This window comes from Promicromonospora sp. NPDC050262 (genome assembly GCF_040655935.1).
GTDB lineage: Bacteria > Actinomycetota > Actinomycetes > Actinomycetales > Cellulomonadaceae > Promicromonospora.
Window position 1 is genome coordinate 215,765 of record NZ_JBFAKX010000007.1, and the last position, 23,282, is coordinate 239,046.

Genomic DNA, 23,282 nt, shown 5'->3' on the forward strand with positions numbered 1-23,282 from the left:
AGCGAGTCAGCGATGAACGCATTCTCGGACATCATCGTGCCGGAGTTCCTGGGCACGATGATCCTGCTCCTCGGCGGTGCCGGCGTGGTGGCCAACGCCATCCTCCCCAAGAACAAGGGGTTCAACGGCGGCTGGCTGATGATCAACTTCGGGTGGGGTCTCGCGGTCTTCGCGGGTGTCTTCGTGTCGCTGAGGTCCGGCGCGCACATCAACCCCGCCGTCACCCTCGGCATCCTGGCCAGCGGGGCCGAAGAGTTCGGTCCGGGCATCCCCGCCACCTTCGGCAACATGCTCATCTACTGGGTCGCGCAGCTCGTCGGCGCCTTCGTGGGCGCCGTCGTCGCGTACCTGACGTACAAGCAGCACTTCGACCAGGACGCCGACCCGGCGACCAAGCTCGCGGTCTTCTCCACCGGCCCGGCGATCCGCTCGTACGCGTGGAACTTCGTCACCGAGGTCGTCGGCACGTTCATGCTGGTCTTCGTCATCCTGTCGTTCGGGAACTGGCCCGGGGACATGGGGCCGCTGGCCGCAGCGCTCCTGGTGCTCGGTATCGGCGCCAGCCTCGGTGGCCCCACGGGGTACGCCATCAACCCGGCCCGTGACTTCGGACCTCGCATCGCCCACCTGGTCCTGCCCATCCCGGGCAAGGGCTCGAGCGACTGGGCCTACTCGTGGGTGCCGGTGCTCGGCCCGCTGGTCGGCGGCGCGCTCGGCGGCCTGCTCGCCGCGGCGGTCGCCGTCTGAGCCTGAGCCTGAGCCTGAGCCGCAAACACGCAGACCTCGAAACAGACAAGGGAGTCAACTCCGATGGCTGACTACGTACTCGCGATCGACCAGGGCACCACGAGCACCCGGGCGATCGTCTTCAACCACGCCGGGACCATCGTGTCCTCCGGCCAGCTCGAGCACGACCAGATCTTCCCCAAGGCCGGCTGGGTGGAGCACCAGCCGGAACAGATCTGGGACAACACCCGCCAGGTCGTCGGCCTCGCGCTGACCAAGGCGAACATCAACCACACCGACCTCGCGGCGGTGGGCATCACCAACCAGCGCGAGACCACGGTGGTGTGGGACAAGACGACGGGCAAACCGGTCTACAACGCGATTGTCTGGCAGGACACCCGCACCCAGGCGATCGTCGACGAGCTCGGCGGGTCCGAGGGCGCGGAGAAGTACAAGGCGATCGTCGGCCTGCCGCTCGCCACCTACTTCTCCGGCCCCAAGGTGAAGTGGATTCTCGACAACGTGGAGGGCGCGCGCGAGGCCGCGGACCGCGGCGACCTGCTGTTCGGCAACACGGACGCGTGGGTGCTGTGGAACATGACCGGCGGCGTCGACGGCGGCGTGCACGTCACCGACGTCACGAACGCGTCCCGCACCATGCTGATGGACCTCGACACGCTGTCCTGGCGCGAGGACATCGCGGCGGACATGGGCATCCCGCTGTCGATGCTCCCCGAGATCCGCTCCTCCTCGGAGGTGTACGGCACCGGGCGGCCCCGGGGCATGGTGCCCGGCGTGCCCATCGCAGGCATCCTCGGTGACCAGCAGGCCGCGACGTTCGGGCAGGCGTGCTTCGAGGTCGGTACGGCCAAGAACACCTACGGCACCGGCAACTTCATGCTGCTCAACACGGGCACGGAGAAGGTCCCGTCCGAGAACGGCCTGCTCACCACGGTCTGCTACAAGATCGGCGACGCGGCAGCGATCTACGCGCTCGAGGGCTCCATCGCCGTCACGGGCTCGCTCGTGCAGTGGCTCCGCGACAACCTGGGGATGTTCACCGACTCGGAGGACATCGAGTGGCTCGCCCGCAAGGTCGAGGACAACGGCGGCGCCTACTTCGTGCCGGCCTTCTCCGGCCTGTTCGCGCCGTACTGGCGGCCCGACGCGCGCGGTGCGCTGGTGGGGCTGACCCGGTACGTCAACCGGAACCACATCGCGCGGGCCGCGCTGGAGGCCACGGCGTTCCAGACCCGCGAGGTCATGGACGCCATGCGTGCCGACTCCGGCGTCGACCTCACCGAGCTCAAGGTCGACGGCGGCATGGTCGCCAACGAGCTGCTGATGCAGTTCCAGGCCGACCAGCTCGGCGTTCCCGTCGTCCGGCCCGTCGTCGCGGAGACCACGGCGCTCGGCGCCGCGTACGCCGCGGGTATCGCCGTCGGCTTCTGGAAGGGCGAGTCCGACGTCACCGCGAACTGGGCGGAGGACCGGCGCTGGACGCCCTCCGTGGAGGAGGGCGAGCGGGACCGGCTCTACCGGAGCTGGAAGAAGGCCGTGACGAAGACGTTCGACTGGGTCGACGCCGACATCGGCTGATCTCACCACCCCTGTCAGACGCTCAGGCCACCGAAGGTGACCTGGGCGTCTGACACGTTCCGGGGCAGGCGTCAGGGAGCCAGGAACCGGCGCGCCGTCTCCACGAGCGTCGCCTTCTCGCCCTGCGCCGTGAACCCCTCGTCGACCGCCACGCGCCCCAGGAATCCGTCGGTCAGGAGGTACAGCCACGAGGTGATCCGGTCCGGGGTCAGGTCCGTCCGGATCTCGCCGGCCCGCTGGGCCCGCTCGACCCAGGGCCGGATCAGCTCCTGCTGGGCGTGGGTGTCCTCGTCGAGCTTGGCAGCGACGTCGGGCAGGTGCATGACGCCGCCGACCGCGCGCACGAAGCCGGGCATCCGGGGGTCCGCGGCGTCGTCGGCGCCCTGCCGGACGATGTCGAGCACGACGCCGAGCGCGTCGGTCCGGTCCGCGTACCGCGCCTCGGCGTGGCGCACCTCCTGGATGCCGAGCGTCAGGATCGCGAGCAGGAGCTCCAGCTTGGTCGGGAAGTAGTGGAAGAACGTGCCCGACCCGATCCCCGCCCGCCGGCAGATCGCCGCGGTGGTGGTGCCGTCGTAGCCCCGCTCCGCGAAGACGGTGAGCGCGGCGTCGATGATGACCAGCCGGCGCGCCTCGTGGCGTGCGGGATCAACGGTCCGCGCCACGGGCACCCTCAGCGGACACCGTCCGGCGCACCTGGATCCGGTCGTCCCGGACGCGGGCCACCAGGCCGAGCGCGGCCAGGTCCTCGTCCGCCTGGCGGCGGGCGACGGCGTCCTTGCGCTCCTCCAGCCGACGGCGGAGCGCCTCGTGCTCGGCGGCCGTGAACCCCGGGCGGCCGTCCACCCAGCGCTCGAACAGCTGCTCGTGCGGGTCGGCGTCCCGCCAGGGCCAGCCGTGCCCGGTCAGCGCCTCGCGCACCCGCGCCGCCGACAGGGTGTCGGCGTCGAGGCGGGCGCGCAGGCCGCCGTCGGGCCGCAGCAGCACCAGGTACTCCTTGTCCCGGAACGCCGCGCCGACGTCGGACCGCTCGATCCACACCTCGCGCTCCTCCTGCCTGTGCTCGAGGTGGTCGTCGGCGACGGTGAGCTGCGGCGCCTCCCCCACCGTCATGAAGGCGATGAAGCCGCCACCCACCAGGCCGAGCCCGCCCAGGATGCCGAGCGTCCAGGGCAGGGGGAGCGACTCGATCAGCGTGAGCAGCCGCGGCACGGGCAGCGGCGTCGCATCGATCAGCCCGGCGATCCCGCCCGCCAGCGGTGCGGCGAACCAGCCGAGCACGAGGCCGAGCGCGAGCACGGCGAGGCCCAGCACGAGCGGGAGCGCGGGGGGCTGGCGTACCTCGGTGGTCGTCATGGCCCAATTATTAGAGCAGGCACTCCACTAATGCAATCAATATCGCGGACGAGGCGCTGCACTGGCGGAGCGTGCGGTCGTAGGCTCGGCCCGTGCCCATCAGCTACACGCTTCCCGGTGTCCATGTCACCGACCACTCCGTCGACGTCCCGCTCGACTGGTCCCAGCCCGACGGGTCCCCCACGATCTCCGTGTTCGCCCGGGAGCTCGTCGATCCCACCCGCCGCACCGAGGACCTGCCGCTCCTCGTATTCCTCCAGGGCGGCCCGGGCGGCAAGGGTCCCCGCCCCACCGGCCCGGACGGCTGGGTGGGCACGGCGCTCAAGCGGTTCCGCGTGGTGCTCCTCGACCAGCGCGGCACCGGGCGGTCCAGCGCCGTCCGGGCGGAGGCGCTGAACGCCCTCGGCACGCCCGAGGAGCAGGCGGAGTACCTCACGCACTTCCGCGCCGACAACATCGTGCACGACGCCGAGCACGTCCGGAAGACGCTCTTCGGCGGCCGGCGCTGGACCTCGCTGGGCCAGTCGTACGGCGGCTTCATCACCATGACGTACCTGTCGTTCGCGCCCGAGGGCCTGAACGCGAGCCTCGTGACCGGCGGCCTGCCGAGCCTGACGGCGTCGGCCCGGGAGGTCTACGAGCGCACCCAGCCGCGCGTGGTGGCCAAGAACGAGCGGTTCCGCGCGCGCTACCCGCACGTCACCAAGACCCTCGGCCGGATCGTCGACCGCCTAGCGGCCGGCGGCGTGACGGAGCCCGGCGGCGACCCGCTCACCGTGCGGCGGTTCCAGACGCTCGGCATGGACTTCGGCATGCAGCCCGGGTTCGAGCGCGTGCACTGGATCGTCGACGAGGCATTCGACTCCCCGCACGGCGGCCCGCTCAGCGACACGTTCCGCGCGACGGTCGGGGCCGAGACGTCGTTCGCCACCAACCCGCTGTACGCGCTGCTGCACGAGTCGATCTACGCCCAGTCCCACACCGGCCCCACCGCGTGGGCGGCCCAGTCCGTGCGCGACGCCGACCCGGCGTTCGGCGAGGACGCCCGGCCGCTGCTGCTGACCGGCGAGATGATCTACCCCTGGATGTTCTCCGAGATCAGCGCGCTGCGACCGTTCGAGGCCGCGGCCGACGCCCTCGCCCGGCGGCAGGACTGGGGCGACCTGTACGACCTGCACCGGCTCGCGGACAACGAGATCCCGGTCGAGGCCGCCGTGTACTTCGACGACATGTTCGTCGACGCGTCCCTCTCGCTGGAGACGGCGGCCCACGTGGGCAACGTCGAGCCGTGGGTCACCAACGAGTTCGAGCACGACGGGCTGCGGCTCGGCGACGTCCTGCCCAGGCTGCTGGACCGCCTGGACGCCCGGGGCGGCCCGCTGACATCGGCGGAGTAGACCGCCGCCGGGTTCTGGACGGGCTGCACTTCGCCCCTCCCCTTCGCCCGCCCTCTCCTTCGAGACCTAAGTTTCTTGGCTTTGAGCGGCCGCAAAGCGAAGAAAACTTGGGTCTCGAAGGAGCGGAGCCGGCGGGGAGGAGCCGGCACCAAGCAGCCGTCAGCGCAGCCCCGGCAGCGAGGCGACCACGTACCCGTCCACCTCGACGACGTCCCCCGGGGTCAGGCCGGGCCGGCCCGCCGGGTGGCAGAGGGTCACCTGGAAGCCGTCGGTCTGCACGCGGGCGGCGGTGAAGTCCTGGCCGGTGCGGGCGACGGAGCGCTGCTCGATCGCGAGCACCACGCCGGTCAGGTGCGCGACGGCGTCCGTGGACGCGGCGTACGCGCCGGTGGGCTCGAAGACCAGGCCGGACACCGCGGCGTCGGCCCGCCCGATCACCTGGACGGAGTTGCCGAGCACGACGATCGACGCCGGACCCGTGACCGGCGCCTCCGCGGTGCCCAGCAGGGCGAGCTCCTCGAGCTGGCAGGCGATCTCGGTGATGACCTCGTCGTGCTGGTTCACGAGCTCGGCGAGCACCAGCCCGCCGTCGACCGCCTGCGGCTCGGAGAGGATGGCGCCGGGCGCGGCGTAGAACGTGGGCGTGACCACCCGCACCAGGTCGCCCTCGGTGGTGATGATCAGGCGGGCACCGGACACGTCGGTCCAGATGTGCACGCCGACCTCACCGTCCTTGGCGATGGTCTCCGCCTCGGCGCGAGCCGAAGCCACCAGGTCGCGAAATTCGCTACGTCGCCAGACGTCCAGTCCGATGCAAGCCAGGTTCGATGCCACGGTCGCCTACGCTAACCCGGCGACGGCGTCCGGACTCGACGGAGGGGTCATACGTGCGTCACTCCGGGGCGTGCTTGTCCAGGAACGCGTACACCTCGGCGTCGTCCACGCCGGGGAACGCGCCCCGCGGCAGGGCCGCGAGGATCTGCTGGTGCATGCGCCCCGACGGCCAGGCCTCGCCCGACCAGCGGTCGGTCAGCTCCGGCGACGGGCGCTGGCAGCACGCCGGGTCCGGGCACGTCGAGACGCGCCGCACCTGCGTGTCCCGCCCGCGGAACCACTTCGCGTGCGCGTACGGCACCCCGACGGTGATCGAGAAGGCGCCCGAACCGCCGTCCGGCCCGCCCGCGGGCGACGTCGACCCCGTCTGGGTGGAGCACCAGAACGTCCCGGCCGGGGTGTCGGTGTACTGGTAGAACTCGGTGGCGCGGTCGCGGCGCTCGAACGCCTCGCGCGCCGCCCAGCGCCGGCAGATGAGCTGCCCCTCGATGGCGCCCGTGACGTCCTGCGGGAACGGCAGGCCGTCGTTCGCGTAGCCGCGGAACAGCGCGCCGTCGGCCCCCACGCGCAGGAAGTGCAGCGGGATGCCGAGGTGGTGCGTCGCGAGGTTGGTGAGCCGCATCGCGGCCGCCTCGTGCGTGATGCCGAAGGCGTCACGGAAGTCCTCGACCGCGAGGTCGTGCTCCCGCTTGCGCTCCTGGAGGAACGGCACGGCCACGAACTGCGGTACCAGGCAGGCGGCGGCGAAGTACGTGATCTCGACGCGCTGCCGCAGGAACTCGCCGTACGAACGCGGCCGGTCGTGCTCCAGCACGCGGTGCGCCAGCGCCTGCAGCGCGAGCGACCGCAGGCCGTGCCCGCCCGGGGTCGACGCCGGGGGCAGGTAGATGCGCCCGTTGCGCAGGTCGGTCACCGAGCGGGCGGACCGGGGCAGGTCGCCCACGTGCAGCAACGTGAAGCCCATCTGCTCCGCCATCCGCGCCACCGTGCGGTGGGTCAGCGCGCCGCCCGTGTACCCGGCGGCCTTGACCATCTGCTCCGCGACGGCCTCGAACTGCGGGTAGTGGTTGTCGCGGGCCTCCCGCTCCAGGCGCAGCTCGGTGTTGGCCCGCCGCGCCTCCTCGGGGGTGGCGATCGCCATCTGCTCGCGCCGGGCCAGCTCGTCGTGCAGGCCCACCAGCTGCTCCAGGACCGGCATCGGCAGCTTCTGGCTGGGCTTGACCGCGGGCACGCCCAGGGTGGTGAACAGGGGTCCACGCTGCGCCCGGTCGAGCGCGATCTCCAGAGCGGCCCTGCGCGACGGCGGCTCGGCGCTGAGCAGCTCGCTCATCGGCACGCCGAACGCCTCGGCGATCGAGCGCAGCAGCCCGAGCCGCGGTTCGCGCCGGCCGTTCTCCACGAGCGAGAGCAGGCTCGGCGCGGAGCCGACCTTCTCGCCGAGCGCGTCCAGCGTGAGCCCCCGCGCGGTGCGCAGGTGCCGGATCCGGCGGCCGAGGGTGATCAGGTCCGTCTCGGTGCCCGACGACGTCGGCTCGCCTCCGGCAGGCATGTCGCCCTCCGCTCGTGGTCGCTTCACCCGGTCGCTGCCCAGGACGGGCCAGCAGGAACCCGCTCCTTCACACTACGTGAAGATCGGCGATTCTTGACAGCCCATGGACTGGAATTCGGGGCGATCCGCACGTGAAGGTGGAAACAAGCCCGCCACCGTGGCCCGCAGTCTGACGATCGGAGCGCACATGTCCGTCCTCGCGAACCCCCGCCGAACCCGGCTCGTCGCCGAGCTCGTGGCCGACGTGACCATCGGCCAGGACTCCACCACGGCAGACACCTCGGCGTCCACGGCCGCGAACGGCATCCCGCCCGCCGGAGACCTGGACGTGCGCGACTGGGTCGCCCGCGTGGCCGAGCTCACGCAGCCGGACGAGATCGTCTGGTGCGACGGCTCCGGGCAGGAGAAGCAGCGTCTCATCGACCAGATGCTGGCCGCGGGCACGCTCGTCGCGCTGAACCAGGAGAAGCGGCCGGGCTCGTACCTGGCGCGCTCCAACCCCGCCGACGTCGCCCGCGTCGAGTCGCGCACCTTCATCTGCTCGCAGGACGAGGAGGACGCCGGCCCCACCAACAACTGGGTGGCCCCGGCCGACATGCGCACCGAGCTGAAGGATGTCTTCGAGGGCTCCATGAAGGGCCGCACCATGTACGTGGTGCCGTTCTCGATGGGCCCGGTGGGCGGACCCATCTCGCAGGTGGGCATCGAGCTCACCGACTCCCCGTACGTCGTCGTCTCGATGCACGTCATGACCCGGGTCTCGGACGAGATCCTGCGCCTGATCGACGCCGGCCAGCAGTGGGTCCCCGCCGTGCACTCGGTGGGCGCGCCCCTGGCCGAGGGCGAGGCGGACGTGGCCTGGCCGTGCAGCGACACCAAGTACATCGTGCACTTCCCGGAGAGCCGCGAGATCTGGTCGTACGGCTCCGGCTACGGCGGCAACGCCCTGCTCGGCAAGAAGTGCTTCGCGCTGCGCATCGCCTCGGCGATGGCGCGTGACGAGGGCTGGCTCGCCGAGCACATGCTGCTGATCCGCATCACCTCGCCCGAGCAGCGCCAGTACCACCTGGCCGCCGCCTTCCCGAGCGCCTGCGGCAAGACGAACCTCGCGATGCTGCAGCCCACGATCCCGGGCTGGAAGGTCGAGACCCTCGGCGACGACATCGTGTGGATGCGCCCCGGCCCGGACGGGACGCTGCGCGCCATCAACCCCGAGGCCGGCTTCTTCGGCGTCGCACCCGGTACCGGCATCGACACCAACCCGACCGCCGTCGCGACGTTCGACCGCGACACCATCTTCACGAACGTCGCGCTGACCGACGACGGCGACGTCTGGTGGGAGGGCCTCACGGCCGAGCCGCCGGCGCACCTGACCGACTGGCAGGGCAACGACTGGACGCCGGACTCCGAGACGCCCGCGGCCCACCCGAACTCCCGCTTCACCGTGTCCGCCGCCCAGTGCCCCACCATCGCGGACACCTGGGAGGACCCGGCGGGCGTGCCCGTCGACGCGATCGTGTTCGGCGGCCGCCGCCCCAGCAACGTGCCGCTCGTCGCGGAGTCCTTCGGCTGGGAGCACGGCGTGTTCATGGGCGCCACGATCTCCTCGGAGCGCACGGCCGCCGCCGAGGGCGCGCTCGGCGAGCTGCGCCGCGACCCCTTCGCGATGCTCCCGTTCTGCGGCTACAACATGGCCGACCACTGGGCGCACTGGCTGGAGGTCGGCGCGGGCATCGAGGAGTCCAGGCGCCCGCGGATCTTCCAGGTCAACTGGTTCCGCCGCGGCGAGGACGGCCGCTTCCTGTGGCCCGGGTTCGGCGAGAACTCGCGCGTGATCGAGTGGATCGTGGGCCAGGTCGAGGCCGGCCGCGGCCTGCGCGAGGACACCTCCGTGGCCACGCCGGTGGGCAGCCTGCCCGCGCCCGGCACCCTGAACCTGGACGGCATCGACGTGCCGGACGCCGACATGGCGGCCCTCTTCGACGTGCCGACCAAGCCGTGGCAGGACGAGGCCGACCTGACCGAGGAGTTCTTCGACCGGTTCGGCGACCACACGCCGGCGGCGCTGCGCGCCCAGCTCGACGCCCTGCGGGAGCGTCTGGCCCGATGATCTCGGCCGGCTGACGGCGCGACCTTCTCGGGTGGCTACCCGTCGCGCCGTCGGCCGTCCGAACAGATTTCCCCGGCCGGGTTATTGAGGCATCCCGGCCGGGGATCTCCTTTGTCCACAGGCCTGTTCGTCCACAGGCCTGTGGACTCAGTAGCGCATCCCCATCAGATCGCGGACGTCGTCCAGGGTGCGGTCCGCGATCTCGTTCGCCCGCGCATTGCCTCGCGCGAGCACCTCGTCCAGGTGACGGGGCCCCGCGGAGGCGAGCTCCCGCCGTCGGGCACGGAGAGGGCGCAGGCCCTCCACGACGGCCTCGGTGACCACCGCCTTGAGGCGCCCCGCGCCGGCCGCGCCCACCTCGTCGGCGAGCGCCTCCGGCGAGGTGCCGGTGAAGGAGGCGCCGATCTGGAGCAGGTTCGCGATCTCCGGCCGCTGCTCCGGCTCGTAGGTGATGGTGCGCTCGGCGTCGGTCCGGGCGCGCCTGAAGAACGTCGCGGTGTCGTCCTCCGAGGCCCGCAGCTCCAGCGCGTTGCCCCGCGACTTGGACATCCGGCGCCCGTCGCTGCCGAGCACGGTGGTCGACGGCGCGATGAGCGCGTCCGGCTCGGGGAAGTACGGCCGCGTGGCGGAGTACCGCTGGTTGAACCGCCGTGCGATGGTCCGGGTGATCTCCAGGTGCGGCAGCTGGTCCACGCCGACCGGCACGAGGTTGCCGTGGCAGAACAGGATGTCGGCGGCCTGGTGGACCGGGTAGGTGAGCAGCAGGCCGGAGATGCCGCGGCGCTGCCGCAGCACGGCCGCCTCCGCCTCCGACTTCACCGTGGGGTTGCGCTCCAGCTCGGCCACCGTGACCAGCGACAGGAACGGCAGCAGGAGCTGGTTCAGGGCCGGCACCGCCGAGTGCGTGAAGACGGTGCTGCGGTCGGGGTCCAGGCCCGCCGCGAGGTAGTCGAGCAGCACCTCCCGGACCGTGGCCGGCAGGTCGCCGGAGTCGTCGCGGTCGGTGATGACCTGGTAGTCGGCGACGATGAGGAACACCTCGACGCCCAGGTCCTGCAGGCGCACGCGGTTGGCGACCGTGCCCATCAGGTGCCCCAGGTGGAGGGCTCCGGTGGGGCGGTCGCCGGTCAGCACCCGGTACTCCCCCGGGTTCCGGGCGATCAGGCCCTCCAGGACGGCGGTGCGCTCGCGCGCCGCCTCGGCGGAGCGGGTGGCGCTGCGCTTCTCGCGGGCAGCTTCGAGGTCGAGGAGTGCGCCGGGGGCGGACGACGTCGGGGCCGCCTCGGGCGGCAGGGTCACGGACATGCTGGGTCTCCTTGGTCAGGGAGCCGCCCGCGCACGACGTCGGGCACAGAAAAGTCCCGGGCTGCGGCGAGCAGCTCGGGACTTCTGTGCGGGTGGGCGCGTCAGGTCACTGCTGCGGGTGCAGCCGCCACCAGTTCAGCCCGTGCGTCATGCGCCCAGGGTATGCGGGCGTCCGACGGCGGGCAAGGGCCGGCACCCGCTCGACGGCGCCGGACGCCGCCGCGCCGTCCGGCAGCGAGAATGGACCCGTGCCGCACCAGCCTGACGCCCCCATGCCCGAGAACCCCCTGGCTCACATCGTGTACTTCGAGCCCCGCATCCCCGGGAACACCGGCTCCGCGATCCGGCTCGCCGCCGTGACCGGGGCGCGGCTGCACCTCGTGGAGCCCCTGGGCTTCGACCTGTCGGAGGCCAAGCTGAAGCGCGCCGGCCTCGACTACCACGACCTCGCCGTCATGGACGTGCACCCGTCGCTCGACGCCGCCCTCGACGCGCTGCCCGAGGCCCGGGTGTTCGCGTTCACCACCCGTGCGACCACGCGCTTCACCGACGTCGAGTACCGGCCGGGCGACGTGCTGCTGTTCGGCCCGGAGCCCACCGGACTGCCGCCCGAGGCGCTCGAGCACCCCCGCGTCACCGACGAGCTGCGGATCCCGATGCTGCCCGGCCGCCGGTCGCTCAACCTGACCAACGCGGCGTCGATCGCGGTGTACGAGGTGTGGCGCCAGGCGGGGTTCGCCGAGGGGGCGTGAGGCTCGGCTACGCCCGCACCACCAGCACCCGGCCCGGGGCCAGCTCGTACCGCCCCGGCATCACGCCCGGGCTCGCCGGCCCCGCCTGGGCGACGACGGCGACAGGCGGCTCGCCCACGACGCGGTCCGACGTCGGGAACCACGTGCGGCCCACGCTGACGAGGATCAGCATGCCGTCGATGTGCCCCGCCGGGCTGAACGTCGCCGACCCGGCCGGGTAGCGGCCGATCCCGGCCTCGGTGAGCCGGTCGGCGGTGTCCACGACGTCGGGCACCGCGATGCCCACCTCGCTCACGGACAGCAGGTCGCCCGGCCCGAACGGGTCAGGCTGGGTGCCGGGCACGTGCGGGCTCGAGGCCTTCGCACCCGCGCCGGGCCCGGCACCCAGGTCTCGGGGGAGATCACGGCGCGCGATGACTTCCAGGACCGAGCGGTCCGGTCCCGGGAAGTACAGTGACCGCGCGTTCCAGGCGTCCTGCGCCTCGAACTCCGTGCGGTCGCCCTCGCTCAGCAGACCGGGTCCCGCCGTCAGGAACGCGCGGGCGGCGTCGAACCGCGCGTCGTCGATCAGGAACGCGTAGTGCTGGTCGCCCGTGGCGTCGGTGTCCTCGCGGAAGCGCAGGACCGTGCGCCCGGCGGTGACCTCGACCGCGCCGATCTCCTTGCTGACCGGGAGCCCGAGGACCGTCTCGTAGTACGCGGCCGTCTCGGCGATCGAGCGGGTCACCGTGTCGATGCTGATGATCTCCATGCGGCCCAGTCAACAACCTCAACAACGGTTGAGGTCAAGCGGCTCAGGAGATGCCGAGGTGCACCAGCAGGGCTTCGTCGAGCGCCGCCGCCTCATCGGAGGACAGCTTGCCGACCCGATTGACCAGGCGCCCCATGTCGACCGCCCGCACCTGCTCCGCCTGCGCCTTGGAGTCGACCGCGAGCCCGGAGCCCCGCTTCGAGACGAGCACCTGGAACGAGAGCACGCGCTTCACGTTGCTCGTCAGCGGCACGACGGTCAGGACGCCACGGCCCAGTCGCCGGGCCGCCGCGTTGTAGGCGTCGTTCGACACGATGACGACCGGTCGGACCTTGTTCGCCTCGGAGCCGCGTACCGGGTCGAGATCCGCGTACCAGACCTCACCGCGATACATCGGACTCCAGGCCGTCGGCGACCGTCACGTCCCAGACCTCGGCCTCACCTGAGTCGTACCACTCCGAGATCGCCTGCTCGGCCTCCAGCGTGAGCGCCATCTGCCGAAGGGCACCGATCGCCTCGTGGACACCGGCGGAACGCGAGCCGAGCCCGTTGTCCACCACGTAGTCATCCAGGAACCGCAGGTCCTGTTCCGGAATGCTCACACTCACCTTCATACCCTTGATCCTACCCTGGGTGACAACTCCTGGACCAGGGGTAGTACCGTCCGTGCTACGACAGCAGCCAGGAAGCGGCGCGGCGCAGCAGCTCCTGGTGCCCCGCCGAGTCGAACGAGCGGACGTCGTGGCCGAGCCCGGAATACACGCTGCGGCCGCCGTGCGCCTCGTTGACCCACAGGACCGGGTGCGAGGCGCCGTCGTCGTCCAGGGTGGTGCCGAGCACGCGCGTGTCCGCGGCGACGCGGAGACGGCAGTAGCGCTCGTCGAAGGCCTCGACCACGCTCAGGCCCTCGGTGAGGGGGTGGCCGACCGTCAGCTCGAAGCGGGCGGTGCCGATCGGCGGGTGCATCGACTCGCCGGGGATCCAGCGCCCGCCGAGCACCGCCTCCCAGTCGGGCGCGTCGTAGAAGGTGTTCGCCGCCTGGTGCAGCCCGAGCACGGCACCCCCGGCCCGCGCCCAGGCGGACAGCCGGTCGTGAAAGGGGAGCCAGTCGTCGTCGGAACCGTCGAAGTCGGCGTCCCGGCGGCCCGTGCCGCCGTTGACGACCAGGAGGTCCACGGAGTCCAGGTCGTTCAGCGCGTCGCGGAACAGGCCGCGCACCTCGACGGCCCCCAGCTCACCGAGGATCCCGGCGGCCACGTGCGACGTCGCCGCATGGTCGTGCCAGGGGTCCTCGTAACGTCCACGGCCGGAGAGGATGAGGATGCGGCGTTGCGTCATGCGCCCGATCCTGCCACCGTCCTGAGCCACGGACGCCGGACGTAGGCTCCGTCGGTCGAACAGGGCTCATGGAGCGATCAGCCCTACGTTCGACGGCGGCCCGCCTATGGGACCACCAGGACCTTGCCGCTCGCCTCACCCGACGCGAGCCGGCGGAGGGCCTCGACCGCGTCGTCGAGGCTGTAGCGGCGGTCGATCCTGGGCCGCACGGCGCCGGAGGCGAGCAGCCCTGCCAGCTCGGCCAGGTCGGCGCGGCGGTTCGGGTGCCAGGCGAAGGTGCCGATCCGCGTGCCGGTCAGCGCGCCGACCACCGGGCCGAGCAGCGCCTTCTCCGCGAAGGAGCCCATCCGCCGGGCGATCAGCACGTACCGGCCGCCCGGGGCCAGGCACCGGCGAACCGCCACGACGGACCGGGTGTCGGCGATGTCCAGCACCACGTCGAACCGCCGGCCGGAACGCGTGACGTCCTCGTGGCGATGGTCGATCACCTCGTCCGCGCCCAGCTCCCGGAGGAACGCCAGCTTGTCACCGTGGTCGACAGCGGTGACCTCCGCACCCCGAGCCTTCGCGATCTGCACCGCGAACGGTCCCACGCAGCCACCCGCGCCGTTGACCAGCACGCGCTCGCCCGGCCGGACCGGCCCGGCGGCGCGCAGGCCCTGGAGCGCGAGCGAACCCGAGTGCGGCGCGGTGGCGGCGTCCTCGAACGAGATGTGCTCCGGGAGCGGCGAGAGGGCCGACGCCGGGACGCACACCCGGTCGGCCAGCGCGCCGTGCCCGCTGTCGAAGAGGTCGGCCCAGACGCGGTCGCCCGCCCGCACGCTCGTCACATCGGGCCCGACCCGCTCGACCGTCCCGGCGACATCGAGGCCGACACGCCGGTTCGTCGGCCGCACCAGGCCCGTGGCCACGCGGGCGACCCGCGGGCGGCCGAGCAGGTGGTCGAGGTCCGCCGTGTTCAGCGAGGCGGCCGCGATCCGGACGACCGCCTCGCCCGGGCCCGGCTCGGGCTGCTCGACGGCGGCGAGCCGCAGGGCGTCCACCGGACCGTACCGGTCGCGGACCACGGCCCTCACGGCGTGCCGCCCGCTCCGTCGCGAGCGGCGGCCGATCCGTCCTGGTCCGCGGCGGCAGCCCTGGACGCCGCGTCGCCCGGCCCCACCCGTCGCAGCGCGAGGAAGTCGGTGACCCCGAACAGCCGCGCGACCCGCCGGTCCGCCCCCGACAGGTAGGGCAGCGCCCGGCCCGGCTCGACGAGCTGCGGCGTCACCGTGTGCTCGTGCCCGTCGACCCGCAGCTCCGCCGTGCCCGCGGCCTGGATGTTGCGCAGCCAGTCCACGGCCCGGCCGTACGGGAGGTACACGAGAAAGTCGCCGTCCATCGGGTACACCCCGATCGGCGTCGAGTACGACGCCCCGGACCGGCGGCCGACGTGCCGGACGAGCGCGGCCGACGCACCGGGCTCCCCCGCGTCCCGCAGCGCGCCACGGTTGGTGACCCGCCGGTTGAACCGCCGGACGACACCGAGCCCGCGCCGGTTCTTGCTCCGCATGACCAGCACCAACGCCGCGAACGCGGCGAGCCCCAGCACGAGGAGAGTCCCCACCACCCACAGGATCCAGGTCCACATGACGCTCCGCCTTCCGGACGAGACTTACGGCGTAAGCCTTACGACGTAAGGTAGGACCGTCACGAGGCCCCGTCAAGGGTCGGCGGACGTAGGATCGCGAGACCATGACTTCCCCGCAGACGACCGGCACGCCACCACGCACCACCCTGACCCGTGCCCGGGTCCTGGAGTCGGCGGTGGCCCTGGCCGACCGGGACGGCCTCGGGGCCCTCACCATGCGCAGCCTGGCCCGCGAGCTCGGCATCGAGGCGATGTCGCTCTACCACCACGTCGCCAACAAGGAGGACCTGCTCGACGGCGTGGTGGACGTCGTGGCGGCGGAGATCCAGGACGCGGTGGCCCTGCTCGACCCCCTGCCGGACGACGCGCCGCCGTCCGCCTGGAAGCCCGCGATGCGCCGGCAGATCCTCACGGCGCGCGCGGTGCTGCTGCGCCACCCCTGGGCGTCGACCGTCCTGGAGACGCGGACGTCGTTCAGCCTGCACATCGTCCGGTACTGCGACTCGCTCCTGGGGCTGATGCGCCACGGCGGCTTCTCGTGGGACCTGGTGCACCACGCGATGCACGCCCTGGGCAGCCGGGCGTTCGGGTTCTCCCAGGAGCTCTTCGAGCCCGACGGGGCGACCGCGGGCTCGGCCGCCGGCGGTGGTGCGCGGGAGGGTGCGGACGACGAGGCCACCGCGCTGCTCCAGCAGATGGCCGACCAGGTGCCGCACATGGTCGAGATGCTCGCCGAGGTCGCCCACGACGAGCCGGGCGCCACGCTGGGCTGGTGCGACGATCAGACCGAGTTCGAGTTCGGTCTCGACCTGATCCTCGACGGGCTCGACCGGCTGGCCGGACGCGCGGGTCACTGACCCGCGCGCCCCGGGGTCAGCGCAGCGGGTCGAACGGCCGGATCTCCTCCGGCGTGGCACCCGTCGTGATCAGCGTCGCCAGCGCCCGGCCGGTCGCGGGGCCCAGCACCATGCCCCACATGCCGTGGCCGCCGGCCGCGAAGACGCCGGGGGCCGCCGTCCGGCCCACGAGCGGCAGGCCGTCCGGCGTCACCGGCCGGGAACCCACCCACTCGTCCTCGCGGGAGTCGAGGTCGACGCCCTCGAAGAGGCCGCGGACCGAGTTCACGATGGCCTCGATGCGCCGGGGCTGGAAGGGCTCGTCGGGCCCGCGGAACTCCATGGTCCCCGCGATCCGCAGCCGCCCCTGGTACGGGGTGCAGGCCACGCGGCGCGCCGGGAAGTAGACCGGGTGGTCGATCGGCGGGCCGGTCACGGGCGCACTGAACGAGTAACCCCGCCCCGCCTGCACCCGGGTGCGCACGCCGAGCTGCCGGGTCAGGTCCGAGAGCCACGCGCCCGTGGCGACCACGACGGCGTCCGCCCGGAGTGCGTCGCGGCCGGCCACCTCGACCTCGGCGCCGCCGCCCGGCACCGGCCGGACGGCCGTGACCCGGGCGTCCGTGAGCACCTTCGCGCCCCGCGCGCTGACCGACGTCGCCAGCGCCTCCACGTACGGTCCCGGCTCGATGTACCGCTGACCCTCCAGGGTCCAGAGCGACTGGAGGGCACTGGTGAGGTGCGGCACGCGGACGCCGTCGGGCACCCGGGACAGCGCGATCTTCTGGCCCGCCTTCGCCACGGCCCGCAGCTCGTGCACGAACGGCCGCGACTCCCGCTCCCGCTCGAACCCGACCACCCAGGGGCTGGCGTGCGAGGTGGCGTGCACGCCCCCGGCCTCCAGCTCGTCGTAGGCCTCGAGCGCCATGCGATCGATCGGGGTGAGGGCCGCCATCGTGCGCTGCCACGCGCCGGGCGTCGCGTGGGCCATGAACCGGGCGAGGAAGCCCCAGAGCGCCCGGTCGAACCGGAAGGGGACGCTGAGGGCGGCGTCGGGGTCGAGCATCGCCTTCGGGCCGTAGGCCCAGAGCGACGGGTCGGCCAGCGGCATCGCCATGCCCGGGGTGAGCCAGCCGGCGTTGCCCCAGGAGGAGCCGGAGGCGACGCCGTGCCGGTCGAGGACCGTCACCTCCACGCCGCGTTCCTGCAGGTGCCAGGCGGTGGACAGGCCGACCATGCCGGCCCCGACGACGATCGCGGACTTGGTTTCGGTCACGCTGGTGCTCCTTCTCGCGAGTGCAGTACCCCCAGTACCCCTCCCCGTCGAGCGGCGGACTCCCCCATCGTCCGCCGCGCCGGTCGATTCGGCGCGACGGCCCCGTGAAGTGCGGCGGAACACGGAGTGTGGAGCTGCCGACGCCGCCCGCCCCGGGCGTGGTGCCCGGGGCGGGCGGGTTCGAGCGACCGCGCCGGGCCGGTCAGCCCAGCGGGCGCGCCAGGGGCTCGATCGCCGCGACCTCGTCCGCCGTGAGGGGCCCCGCCGCGAGCGCCGCGACGTTGTCCTCGAGCTGCGCCACGGACGACGCGCCGATGAGGGCCGACGTCACGCGCTCGTCCCGCAGCACCCAGGCGAGCGCGAGCTGCGCGAGCGTCTGCCCGCGGCCCGCGGCGATCTCGTTGAGCGCCTTGGCGCGGCCCAGGTAGTCCTCGGTGAGGGCCCGGTCCGAGAGGAACGGCGAGTCGGAGCGGGCCGCACGGGACCCGGCCGGGACCTCGCCGGCGAGGTACTTGCTGGTCAGCAGGCCCTGCTGCAGCGGGGAGAACACGATGGTCCCGACGCCCAGCTCGCCCACGACGTCGAGCAGCGACTCGCTCTGCGTGCCGTCGTACCCGTCCTCGTGGGCGGGGTTCTCGATGTGCCGGTTGAACATCGAGTAGGACGGCTGGTGGATGAGGAGCGGGACGCCCAGCTCACCGAGGATCCGCGCGGCGTCACGCGTGCGCGCCGGCGAGTAGTTGGAGACGCCCACGTACAGGGCCTTGCCCTGCTGGACCGCGGACGCGAGCGCGCCCATGGTCTCCTCGAGCGGCGTCGAGGGGTCGGGCCGGTGGTGGTAGAAGACGTCGACGTAGTCCACGCCCATGCGGGTCAGCGACTGGTCGAGGCTGGCCAGCAGGTACTTGCGCGAGCCGTGGTCGCCGTAGGGGCCGGGCCACATGTCGTAGCCGGCCTTCGTGGAGAGGATCAGCTCGTCGCGGTAGGGCCTGAGATCGGCGGCGAGGTGCCGGCCGAAGTTCGCCTCGGCCGCGCCGTAGGACGGGCCGTAGTTGTTCGCCAGGTCGAAGTGCGTGACGCCCAGGTCGAGCGCGCGGCGCAGGATGGCGCGCTGTGTGCCGAACGGGCTGGTGTCGCCGAAGTTGTGCCAGAGCCCCAGGGACAGCGCGGGCAGGTCCAGACCCGAGCGGCCGGTGCGGCGGTACTGCATGGTGTCGTAACGGTCCTCTGCTGCGAGGTACCGGGATGCGAGAGGCATACGGCCATCGTGGCACGGGAAACCTGTCCGCCCCGACCACGGTTCCGTGCCACGATGCGCGTCATGTCTGCGCAGATCTTCGACCTGGTCGTCCGCCGGACGTGGCGCGTCCCCCTCACCGCGGTCTCGACCGGGGACGGCGCCTCGGTCGCCCGGCGGTTCGACGCCGTGCTCCTGACCTCGGGCTACAAGGCGTCGGGTCGGCTGCTGAGCTACCTGGGCACCCTGTCGCCTCAGGACGCGCGGCTGGTGGCGGTGCAGACCCTCGCCGTCGTGCACGAGGCTCTCGGCGCCCACGTGCAGCACAACACGTACTTCCAGGACTTCCCGCACAACGTGCCCGACACGCTGAAATTCTGGGTCTCCTGCCTCCGGGACGCCCTGCAGGAGGTCCCGGACGCCGACGCGCTCTTCGCGCGTCAGGGGAAGGTCGACCTGCTCGCACTCCCCCGCTACGGCCGGTACCAGCACACCTACGAGGAGATGGTCGCGGCGCACGACGCGTTCGTGCCCGCCCTCGGCGACCGGCGCACGGTGCTCGACGTCGGCGGCACGCTCGACGAGGAGGCCCACCGCCTCTACCTCCGCCTCGCGGGGAGCACCACCCCGCTGTCCGACGCCGACCTCACCGCGCTCGCGCTGCTGGCCCAGCACTGCGGTGGCATGGAACAGCCCGCGACGGTGCCGGTGCGGTCGGCGCGCGCGATCGTGAACGCCACGCACGTGCTGTACGGGCGCGAGCCCCAGGCCGACACGGTCACCGACGTCCTGCGGCTGGCCTGCGCGCTGTCCGGCGGGGACGTGACGCTGGAGACCGCCACCCGGTTCCGGTCGCTGCCGCGCCCCGTCCGGCGCGTGCTGCTCGGAGCGCTCGACGCGGTCGTGGAGGCGTCGCCCGCGAAGCTCGGCGACGTCGCGGCGCACCGGGAGGCGTGGAAGCGGCTCGGCGAGCGGCTGCACCCGCACGAGCACCGGGGCCTGTCGTCGGCCGCCCGGGTGTTCGCCGTCGCCCGTGGCGACGAGGACGCACCGTCCCTGGCCGCCCGGGTCGAGCAGTCGCTCGCCTCAGGTGCCCGGGCGGAGGCGCTGCGACTGCTCGCCGCGGCGCCCGGCATGCTCGTGCGGCGTGCGGACCACCTGCTGCGTTCGGCGGCGGACGACGTCGAGGCGACCGCCGTGGCCGACGCTCTCGGGCGGGCGCTGCCCGGGGTGTCCGGCCGGGTCGTCCTCGGGCTGCGCGAGCACCTGGAGAACCGGCGACGCGCCGACGGGCGGCCGGGCACGGCGCGGCCGGGCACCGGCCGACGGGTCTTCGTGAACCGCCACGGCGGCGCGTGGGCCATGCCCGACGACCGCGCGGACCTGCCCACGGACGCCCTGACGGCGCTGGCCCTGGCCTGCGACGCCGAGGTGCTCCGCCGGTTCCCCCGGCCCGGCGAGCTGGTGGTCGACCCGGACCTCCTCGACGTGGCGCTGCCGCTGTCCGCACGCTCCCGGCCGGACGGTGCCGGGGTGTTGCCCCGCGGCTCCCGGACCCGGGTGACCGGCGAGCTGCTGCGGTTCTTCGTGCACTGGCGGCAGCGGGCCACGGACACCGACCTCGACCTGTCCTGCCTGCTGCTGAACGGCGAGTTCACGGACCCCGAGCACGTGTCGTGGACCCGGCTGCGCGCCGAGGGCTTCGTGCACTCCGGCGACCTCACCGAGGCCCCGGACGGCGCCACCGAGCTCGTCGACGCCAACCTGTCCCGGGTCCGGCGGCCCGTCGTCGTACCCCAGGTGCACGTGTACTCCGGCGAGCGGTTCGACCAGGTCGCGGAGGGATTCTTCGGATTCATGTCGCGCGACGCGGCGCAGGCCGGGCTGCCGTTCGAGCCGGCGACGGTGCGCCTGAAGTCGGACCTCACGGGCCAGGGGCAGGTGTCGGTCCCGGCGGCGTTCCTGCGCAGCGAGGGCGGCTGGGAGGCGCTCTGGCTGCACCTGAACCTGCGCGGCCGGCCGAGCTTCAACACCGTCGAGGAGCACCGCGTCACCACGACGACCCTGGTGCGCGACATCGCGGCGCGCCGGTACCTCACGGTGCGCTACCTGGTGGACCTGCTGCGGGACGACGGCGTGAAGGTGCACCACGAGGTGCCGGCGTCGTCGGGCCCGGTGACGTATCTCGGGTTCGGCGCCCCGGAGGCGCTGCCGGAGGGCTCCCGGGTCATCACGCCGCAGAACCTGCTCGACCTCGTCCCGGCCTGACGTCTAGGGTGTGCCCCGGGCGAGGCCATGCGGCGGCTTCCTTCTCCCTCTCTGGATAACCTAGTCGCCGCGCTCTCCTCGCCCGCTCTCTTCGTTGACCACAGCGGTTGCTGCCAGGACGGACGTGCTCCTGGCAGCAACCGCTGTGGTCAACGCCCGAGCCCGGAGGGGCCGGGGTCCAGGGGTCAGCAGTAGAGGTTGCCGCCCGGGTCCACGCCCAGGGCGCTCGTGAACCGCAGATAGGTGTCCACGCGGCTCTGGACCTGGGCGGGGTTGCCGCCGTTGCACTCGATGGAGCCGTTGATGCTCCGGATGGTCTCGCCGAACCCGGCGCCGTTCACGATGGCGTTGTGCGGCGTCATGGTGCCCGGGCCGTTCTGGGTGTTCCAGTACCAGAGGCCGGTCTTCCAGGCGATCGCCGAGTTGGTCGAGACCAGGCTGGGGTTGTTCAGCAGGTCGATGCCGAGCGCGTCGCCCGCGGCCTTGTAGTTGAAGTTCCAGCTGAGCTGGACCGGTCCGCGGCCGTAGTACTGGTCGGTGCCGGCCGGGCAGCCGTAGGGCTGGTTCCTGTCGCAGTAGTGCGGGTAGTTCGCCGTGTTCTGCTCGACGATGTGGACCAGGCCGCCGGTCTCGTGCGACACGTTGGCGAGGAACGCCGCAGCCTCACGCTTCTGGACGGTCTCGCTGCCGCTATTGGCGAACCCGGGGTAGGCGCTGAGCGCGTCGACGAGGCCCGCGTAGGTGTAGAACGAGTTCCGGTTGGGGAAGAACGAGTTGAACTGGGCCTGGCTGACCGGGAAGTCGTCGGTGCCGGGCGGGTCGACGGGCGGCTCGCCGCCGTCGCAGGTACCGACGCGCTCCCAGACGCCCCACTCACCGGTGGTGCCGGGCGTCTCGCCCTGGGTCCACCACTTGGCACGCCACGAGGCGCCGGCGTGCGTGACGAGGTTGCCGCCGACGTAGACGGCGCTGCTGCTCCAGGCGGGCGCGCTGCAGTCGGCGACCGCGGCAGGCGCTGCCGAGCCGGCGGCAGGGGCCGCAGAGCCGGGGACTGCGACGACCCCTGTCGTCAGGAGTGCGGCGACAAGACTTGCGACAAAGAGCGGTACGCGACGAGATCTCACGGGGAACCACCTCGCTTCGGGTCCTGGGCCGTCGTCGACACCGACGGCCGATTTGTTCAGGAACCTAGCAAGGTACGTCCAGGCGGGGCGTGAGGGATTCCCACACGGGCGACCCGTACGTGACGGGTCAGGTCACGCCGAGTCGCGGACCACCAGGATCGGCTCGAAGATCGCCGAGCGGACGGCCGGCTCGTCGGCGTCGATCTGCTCCAGCAGCATCCGCGCCATCTCCTCCGCCATCTTCTCCACGGGCTGCCGCACCGTCGTCAGCCGGGGGCGGGTCTGCACGGCCACGGGACTGTCGTCGAAGCCGACGATCGCGACGTCGTCGGGGACGCGGCGGCCCTGCGTCTGGAGCACGTGGATGGCGCCCTGCGCCATGAGGTCGTTCGAGACGAAGACCCCGTCGAGGTCCGGCGCGGCGGCGAGCAGCTCGGCCATGGCCGACTCCCCGCTCTCGAACGTGAACGATCCCGCCACGCTGGGGACGAAGGCGTGCCCGCGCCGGGCCGCCGCGTCCCGGAAGCCGTCGAGCCGGTCGCGCGCGGACGGGACGTCGAGCGGCCCGGAGATCACGCCGAGCGTGCTGCAGCCCCGGTCGAGCAGGTGGTTCGCGGCCATACGGGCGCCGTCGGCGTTGGCCAGGTCCACATAGCTCGCCGGGATCGCGTGGCCCGGCCGCGCGAACAGCACGATGGGGCGGCCGGTGCCGATGAGCTCCTCGGGGAGCGGGTCGTCCGCGTAGGTGGAGACCAGCAGGGCACCGTCCGCGTTGCCGAACCGCAGGTACGAGGTGACCTGGCCCCGGGTCTGCGCGTCGTCGGCGAACATCAGCACCGGGTGCACGTCGTGCGGCCGGAGGGTCCGCACGAGCGAGCCCACCACCCGGCCGAAGAACGGGTCCGAGAAGACGCCGGACAGGTCGAGCTCGCCCTCGGGGTCGGCGTCCGCACCCGAGATGACGACGGCCACCGTGCCCGTGCGGCGGGTGACCAAGGACCGCGCGGCCCGGTTGGGCACGTAGCCGGTCTCCGCGACCGCCTCCAGCACGACCTCCTGGACCGCGGGCGCCACCTTGCGCTTGCCGTTGATCACCCGGGAAACGGTCGCGCGAGAGACACCGGCGACCTTCGCCACGTCCTCCAGGGTCGGCGCCGCACGCCGCAGATCCTTGCTCACAGGCCGACGGTAACA

Annotated in this window: 23 protein-coding genes; 7 read left to right on the forward strand and 16 right to left on the reverse strand. The window is 72.6% G+C overall.

Annotated elements, in window-relative coordinates; genetic code table 11:
- Positions 1 to 12: 12 nt before the first annotated feature.
- Together AB0I29_RS13425 and glpK are read left to right on the forward strand one after the other, a co-directional pair.
- Positions 13 to 747: an MIP/aquaporin family protein gene (locus AB0I29_RS13425; RefSeq protein WP_285100794.1), complete on the forward strand. Its 735-nt coding sequence runs from the start codon at positions 13 to 15 to the stop codon at positions 745 to 747.
- A gap of 63 nt (positions 748 to 810) precedes the next feature.
- Positions 811 to 2,325 carry a glycerol kinase GlpK gene (gene glpK / locus AB0I29_RS13430; RefSeq protein WP_357482078.1) on the forward strand — a complete coding sequence of 505 codons (1,515 nt, stop codon included), beginning with the start codon at positions 811 to 813 and terminating at the stop codon, positions 2,323 to 2,325.
- Between the two features lie 71 nt (positions 2,326 to 2,396).
- Here the strand turns inward: glpK and AB0I29_RS13435 are convergent, their stop codons facing one another.
- Complete coding sequence (locus AB0I29_RS13435; protein ID WP_357482080.1) at positions 2,397 to 2,990, reverse strand: helix-turn-helix domain-containing protein; 594 nt, start codon at positions 2,988 to 2,990, stop codon at positions 2,397 to 2,399.
- Entirely contained in the window at positions 2,974 to 3,681 is a 708-nt protein-coding gene (locus AB0I29_RS13440) for a hypothetical protein (RefSeq protein WP_357482082.1), read from the reverse strand. The genes AB0I29_RS13435 and AB0I29_RS13440 overlap by 17 nt, the downstream gene beginning before the upstream one ends.
- 92 nt (positions 3,682 to 3,773) lie before the next feature.
- On the opposite strand from AB0I29_RS13440, the gene AB0I29_RS13445 reads away from it, so the two are divergent.
- Positions 3,774 to 5,078: an alpha/beta fold hydrolase gene (locus AB0I29_RS13445; protein WP_285100790.1), complete on the forward strand. Its 1,305-nt coding sequence runs from the start codon at positions 3,774 to 3,776 to the stop codon at positions 5,076 to 5,078.
- 159 nt (positions 5,079 to 5,237) lie between these two features.
- Here the strand turns inward: AB0I29_RS13445 and AB0I29_RS13450 are convergent, their stop codons facing one another.
- A complete protein-coding gene (locus tag AB0I29_RS13450; RefSeq protein WP_285100789.1) occupies positions 5,238 to 5,849 on the reverse strand; it encodes a hypothetical protein in 612 nt (203 codons plus the stop codon).
- 121 nt (positions 5,850 to 5,970) lie between these two features.
- Positions 5,971 to 7,461: a helix-turn-helix transcriptional regulator gene (locus tag AB0I29_RS13455; RefSeq protein ID WP_285100788.1), complete on the reverse strand. Its 1,491-nt coding sequence runs from the start codon at positions 7,459 to 7,461 to the stop codon at positions 5,971 to 5,973.
- Between the two features lie 187 nt (positions 7,462 to 7,648).
- On the opposite strand from AB0I29_RS13455, the gene AB0I29_RS13460 reads away from it, so the two are divergent.
- Positions 7,649 to 9,571, forward strand: coding sequence for a phosphoenolpyruvate carboxykinase (GTP) (locus AB0I29_RS13460; protein ID WP_357482085.1), 1,923 nt, complete (start codon positions 7,649 to 7,651; stop codon positions 9,569 to 9,571).
- Between the two features lie 147 nt (positions 9,572 to 9,718).
- Here AB0I29_RS13460 and trpS read toward each other — a convergent pair whose 3' ends face one another.
- Both trpS and AB0I29_RS13470 read right to left on the reverse strand, forming a co-directional pair.
- Positions 9,719 to 10,876 carry a tryptophan--tRNA ligase gene (gene trpS, locus AB0I29_RS13465; protein WP_357482087.1) on the reverse strand — a complete coding sequence of 386 codons (1,158 nt, stop codon included), beginning with the start codon at positions 10,874 to 10,876 and terminating at the stop codon, positions 9,719 to 9,721.
- A gap of 106 nt (positions 10,877 to 10,982) precedes the next feature.
- Complete coding sequence (locus tag AB0I29_RS13470; RefSeq protein ID WP_357482089.1) at positions 10,983 to 11,150, reverse strand: hypothetical protein; 168 nt, start codon at positions 11,148 to 11,150, stop codon at positions 10,983 to 10,985.
- Between AB0I29_RS13470 and AB0I29_RS13475 the strand changes: the two genes are divergently transcribed.
- Positions 11,149 to 11,628, forward strand: a complete 480-nt coding sequence (locus AB0I29_RS13475) for a tRNA (cytidine(34)-2'-O)-methyltransferase (RefSeq protein WP_285100785.1) — start codon at positions 11,149 to 11,151, stop codon at positions 11,626 to 11,628. The two genes, AB0I29_RS13470 and AB0I29_RS13475, sit on opposite strands and share 2 nt — an antisense overlap.
- A 7-nt stretch (positions 11,629 to 11,635) precedes the next feature.
- Here AB0I29_RS13475 and AB0I29_RS13480 read toward each other — a convergent pair whose 3' ends face one another.
- The 6 genes from AB0I29_RS13480 to AB0I29_RS13505 all read right to left on the reverse strand — a co-directional run bounded on the left by AB0I29_RS13480 (position 11,636) and on the right by AB0I29_RS13505 (position 15,347).
- The gene (locus tag AB0I29_RS13480) at positions 11,636 to 12,379 is read right to left on the reverse strand and encodes a hypothetical protein (RefSeq protein ID WP_357482091.1); all 744 of its coding nucleotides are present in this window, start codon (positions 12,377 to 12,379) and stop codon (positions 11,636 to 11,638) included.
- 43 nt (positions 12,380 to 12,422) lie between these two features.
- Positions 12,423 to 12,773 carry a type II toxin-antitoxin system PemK/MazF family toxin gene (locus AB0I29_RS13485; protein WP_285100783.1) on the reverse strand — a complete coding sequence of 117 codons (351 nt, stop codon included), beginning with the start codon at positions 12,771 to 12,773 and terminating at the stop codon, positions 12,423 to 12,425.
- Positions 12,760 to 12,981 carry an antitoxin gene (locus tag AB0I29_RS13490; RefSeq protein ID WP_357482094.1) on the reverse strand — a complete coding sequence of 74 codons (222 nt, stop codon included), beginning with the start codon at positions 12,979 to 12,981 and terminating at the stop codon, positions 12,760 to 12,762. The genes AB0I29_RS13485 and AB0I29_RS13490 overlap by 14 nt, the downstream gene beginning before the upstream one ends.
- 67 nt (positions 12,982 to 13,048) lie before the next feature.
- Positions 13,049 to 13,717: a ThuA domain-containing protein gene (locus AB0I29_RS13495; protein WP_357482096.1), complete on the reverse strand. Its 669-nt coding sequence runs from the start codon at positions 13,715 to 13,717 to the stop codon at positions 13,049 to 13,051.
- A 104-nt stretch (positions 13,718 to 13,821) separates the two neighbouring features.
- The gene (locus AB0I29_RS13500) at positions 13,822 to 14,793 is read right to left on the reverse strand and encodes an NAD(P)-dependent alcohol dehydrogenase (protein ID WP_357482098.1); all 972 of its coding nucleotides are present in this window, start codon (positions 14,791 to 14,793) and stop codon (positions 13,822 to 13,824) included.
- On the reverse strand, positions 14,790 to 15,347 hold the full coding sequence (locus AB0I29_RS13505) for a nitroreductase family deazaflavin-dependent oxidoreductase (RefSeq protein WP_357482100.1): 558 nt from the start codon (positions 15,345 to 15,347) through the stop codon (positions 14,790 to 14,792). Before AB0I29_RS13505 ends, AB0I29_RS13500 begins: the two co-directional genes overlap by 4 nt.
- Positions 15,348 to 15,451: 104 nt before the next feature.
- Here AB0I29_RS13505 and AB0I29_RS13510 point away from each other — a divergent pair, with 104 nt between their 5' ends.
- Positions 15,452 to 16,204 (forward strand): TetR/AcrR family transcriptional regulator C-terminal domain-containing protein, encoded by a 753-nt coding sequence (locus tag AB0I29_RS13510; protein ID WP_357482102.1) that lies wholly within the window; start codon positions 15,452 to 15,454, stop codon positions 16,202 to 16,204.
- Between the two features lie 16 nt (positions 16,205 to 16,220).
- Here AB0I29_RS13510 and AB0I29_RS13515 read toward each other — a convergent pair whose 3' ends face one another.
- Together AB0I29_RS13515 and AB0I29_RS13520 are read right to left on the reverse strand one after the other, a co-directional pair.
- Entirely contained in the window at positions 16,221 to 17,459 is a 1,239-nt protein-coding gene (locus AB0I29_RS13515) for an FAD-dependent oxidoreductase (RefSeq protein ID WP_357482104.1), read from the reverse strand.
- 202 nt (positions 17,460 to 17,661) lie between these two features.
- The gene (locus AB0I29_RS13520; protein ID WP_357482106.1) at positions 17,662 to 18,717 is read right to left on the reverse strand and encodes an aldo/keto reductase; all 1,056 of its coding nucleotides are present in this window, start codon (positions 18,715 to 18,717) and stop codon (positions 17,662 to 17,664) included.
- A 63-nt stretch (positions 18,718 to 18,780) separates the two neighbouring features.
- On the opposite strand from AB0I29_RS13520, the gene AB0I29_RS13525 reads away from it, so the two are divergent.
- Positions 18,781 to 20,964: a hypothetical protein gene (locus tag AB0I29_RS13525; protein ID WP_357482108.1), complete on the forward strand. Its 2,184-nt coding sequence runs from the start codon at positions 18,781 to 18,783 to the stop codon at positions 20,962 to 20,964.
- Positions 20,965 to 21,149: 185 nt separating this feature from the next.
- Here the strand turns inward: AB0I29_RS13525 and AB0I29_RS13530 are convergent, their stop codons facing one another.
- On the reverse strand, positions 21,150 to 22,088 hold the full coding sequence (locus AB0I29_RS13530) for a glycoside hydrolase family 19 protein (RefSeq protein ID WP_285100774.1): 939 nt from the start codon (positions 22,086 to 22,088) through the stop codon (positions 21,150 to 21,152).
- A gap of 132 nt (positions 22,089 to 22,220) precedes the next feature.
- A complete protein-coding gene (locus AB0I29_RS13535) occupies positions 22,221 to 23,267 on the reverse strand; it encodes a LacI family DNA-binding transcriptional regulator (protein WP_357482111.1) in 1,047 nt (348 codons plus the stop codon).
- Positions 23,268 to 23,282: the final 15 nt, after the last annotated feature.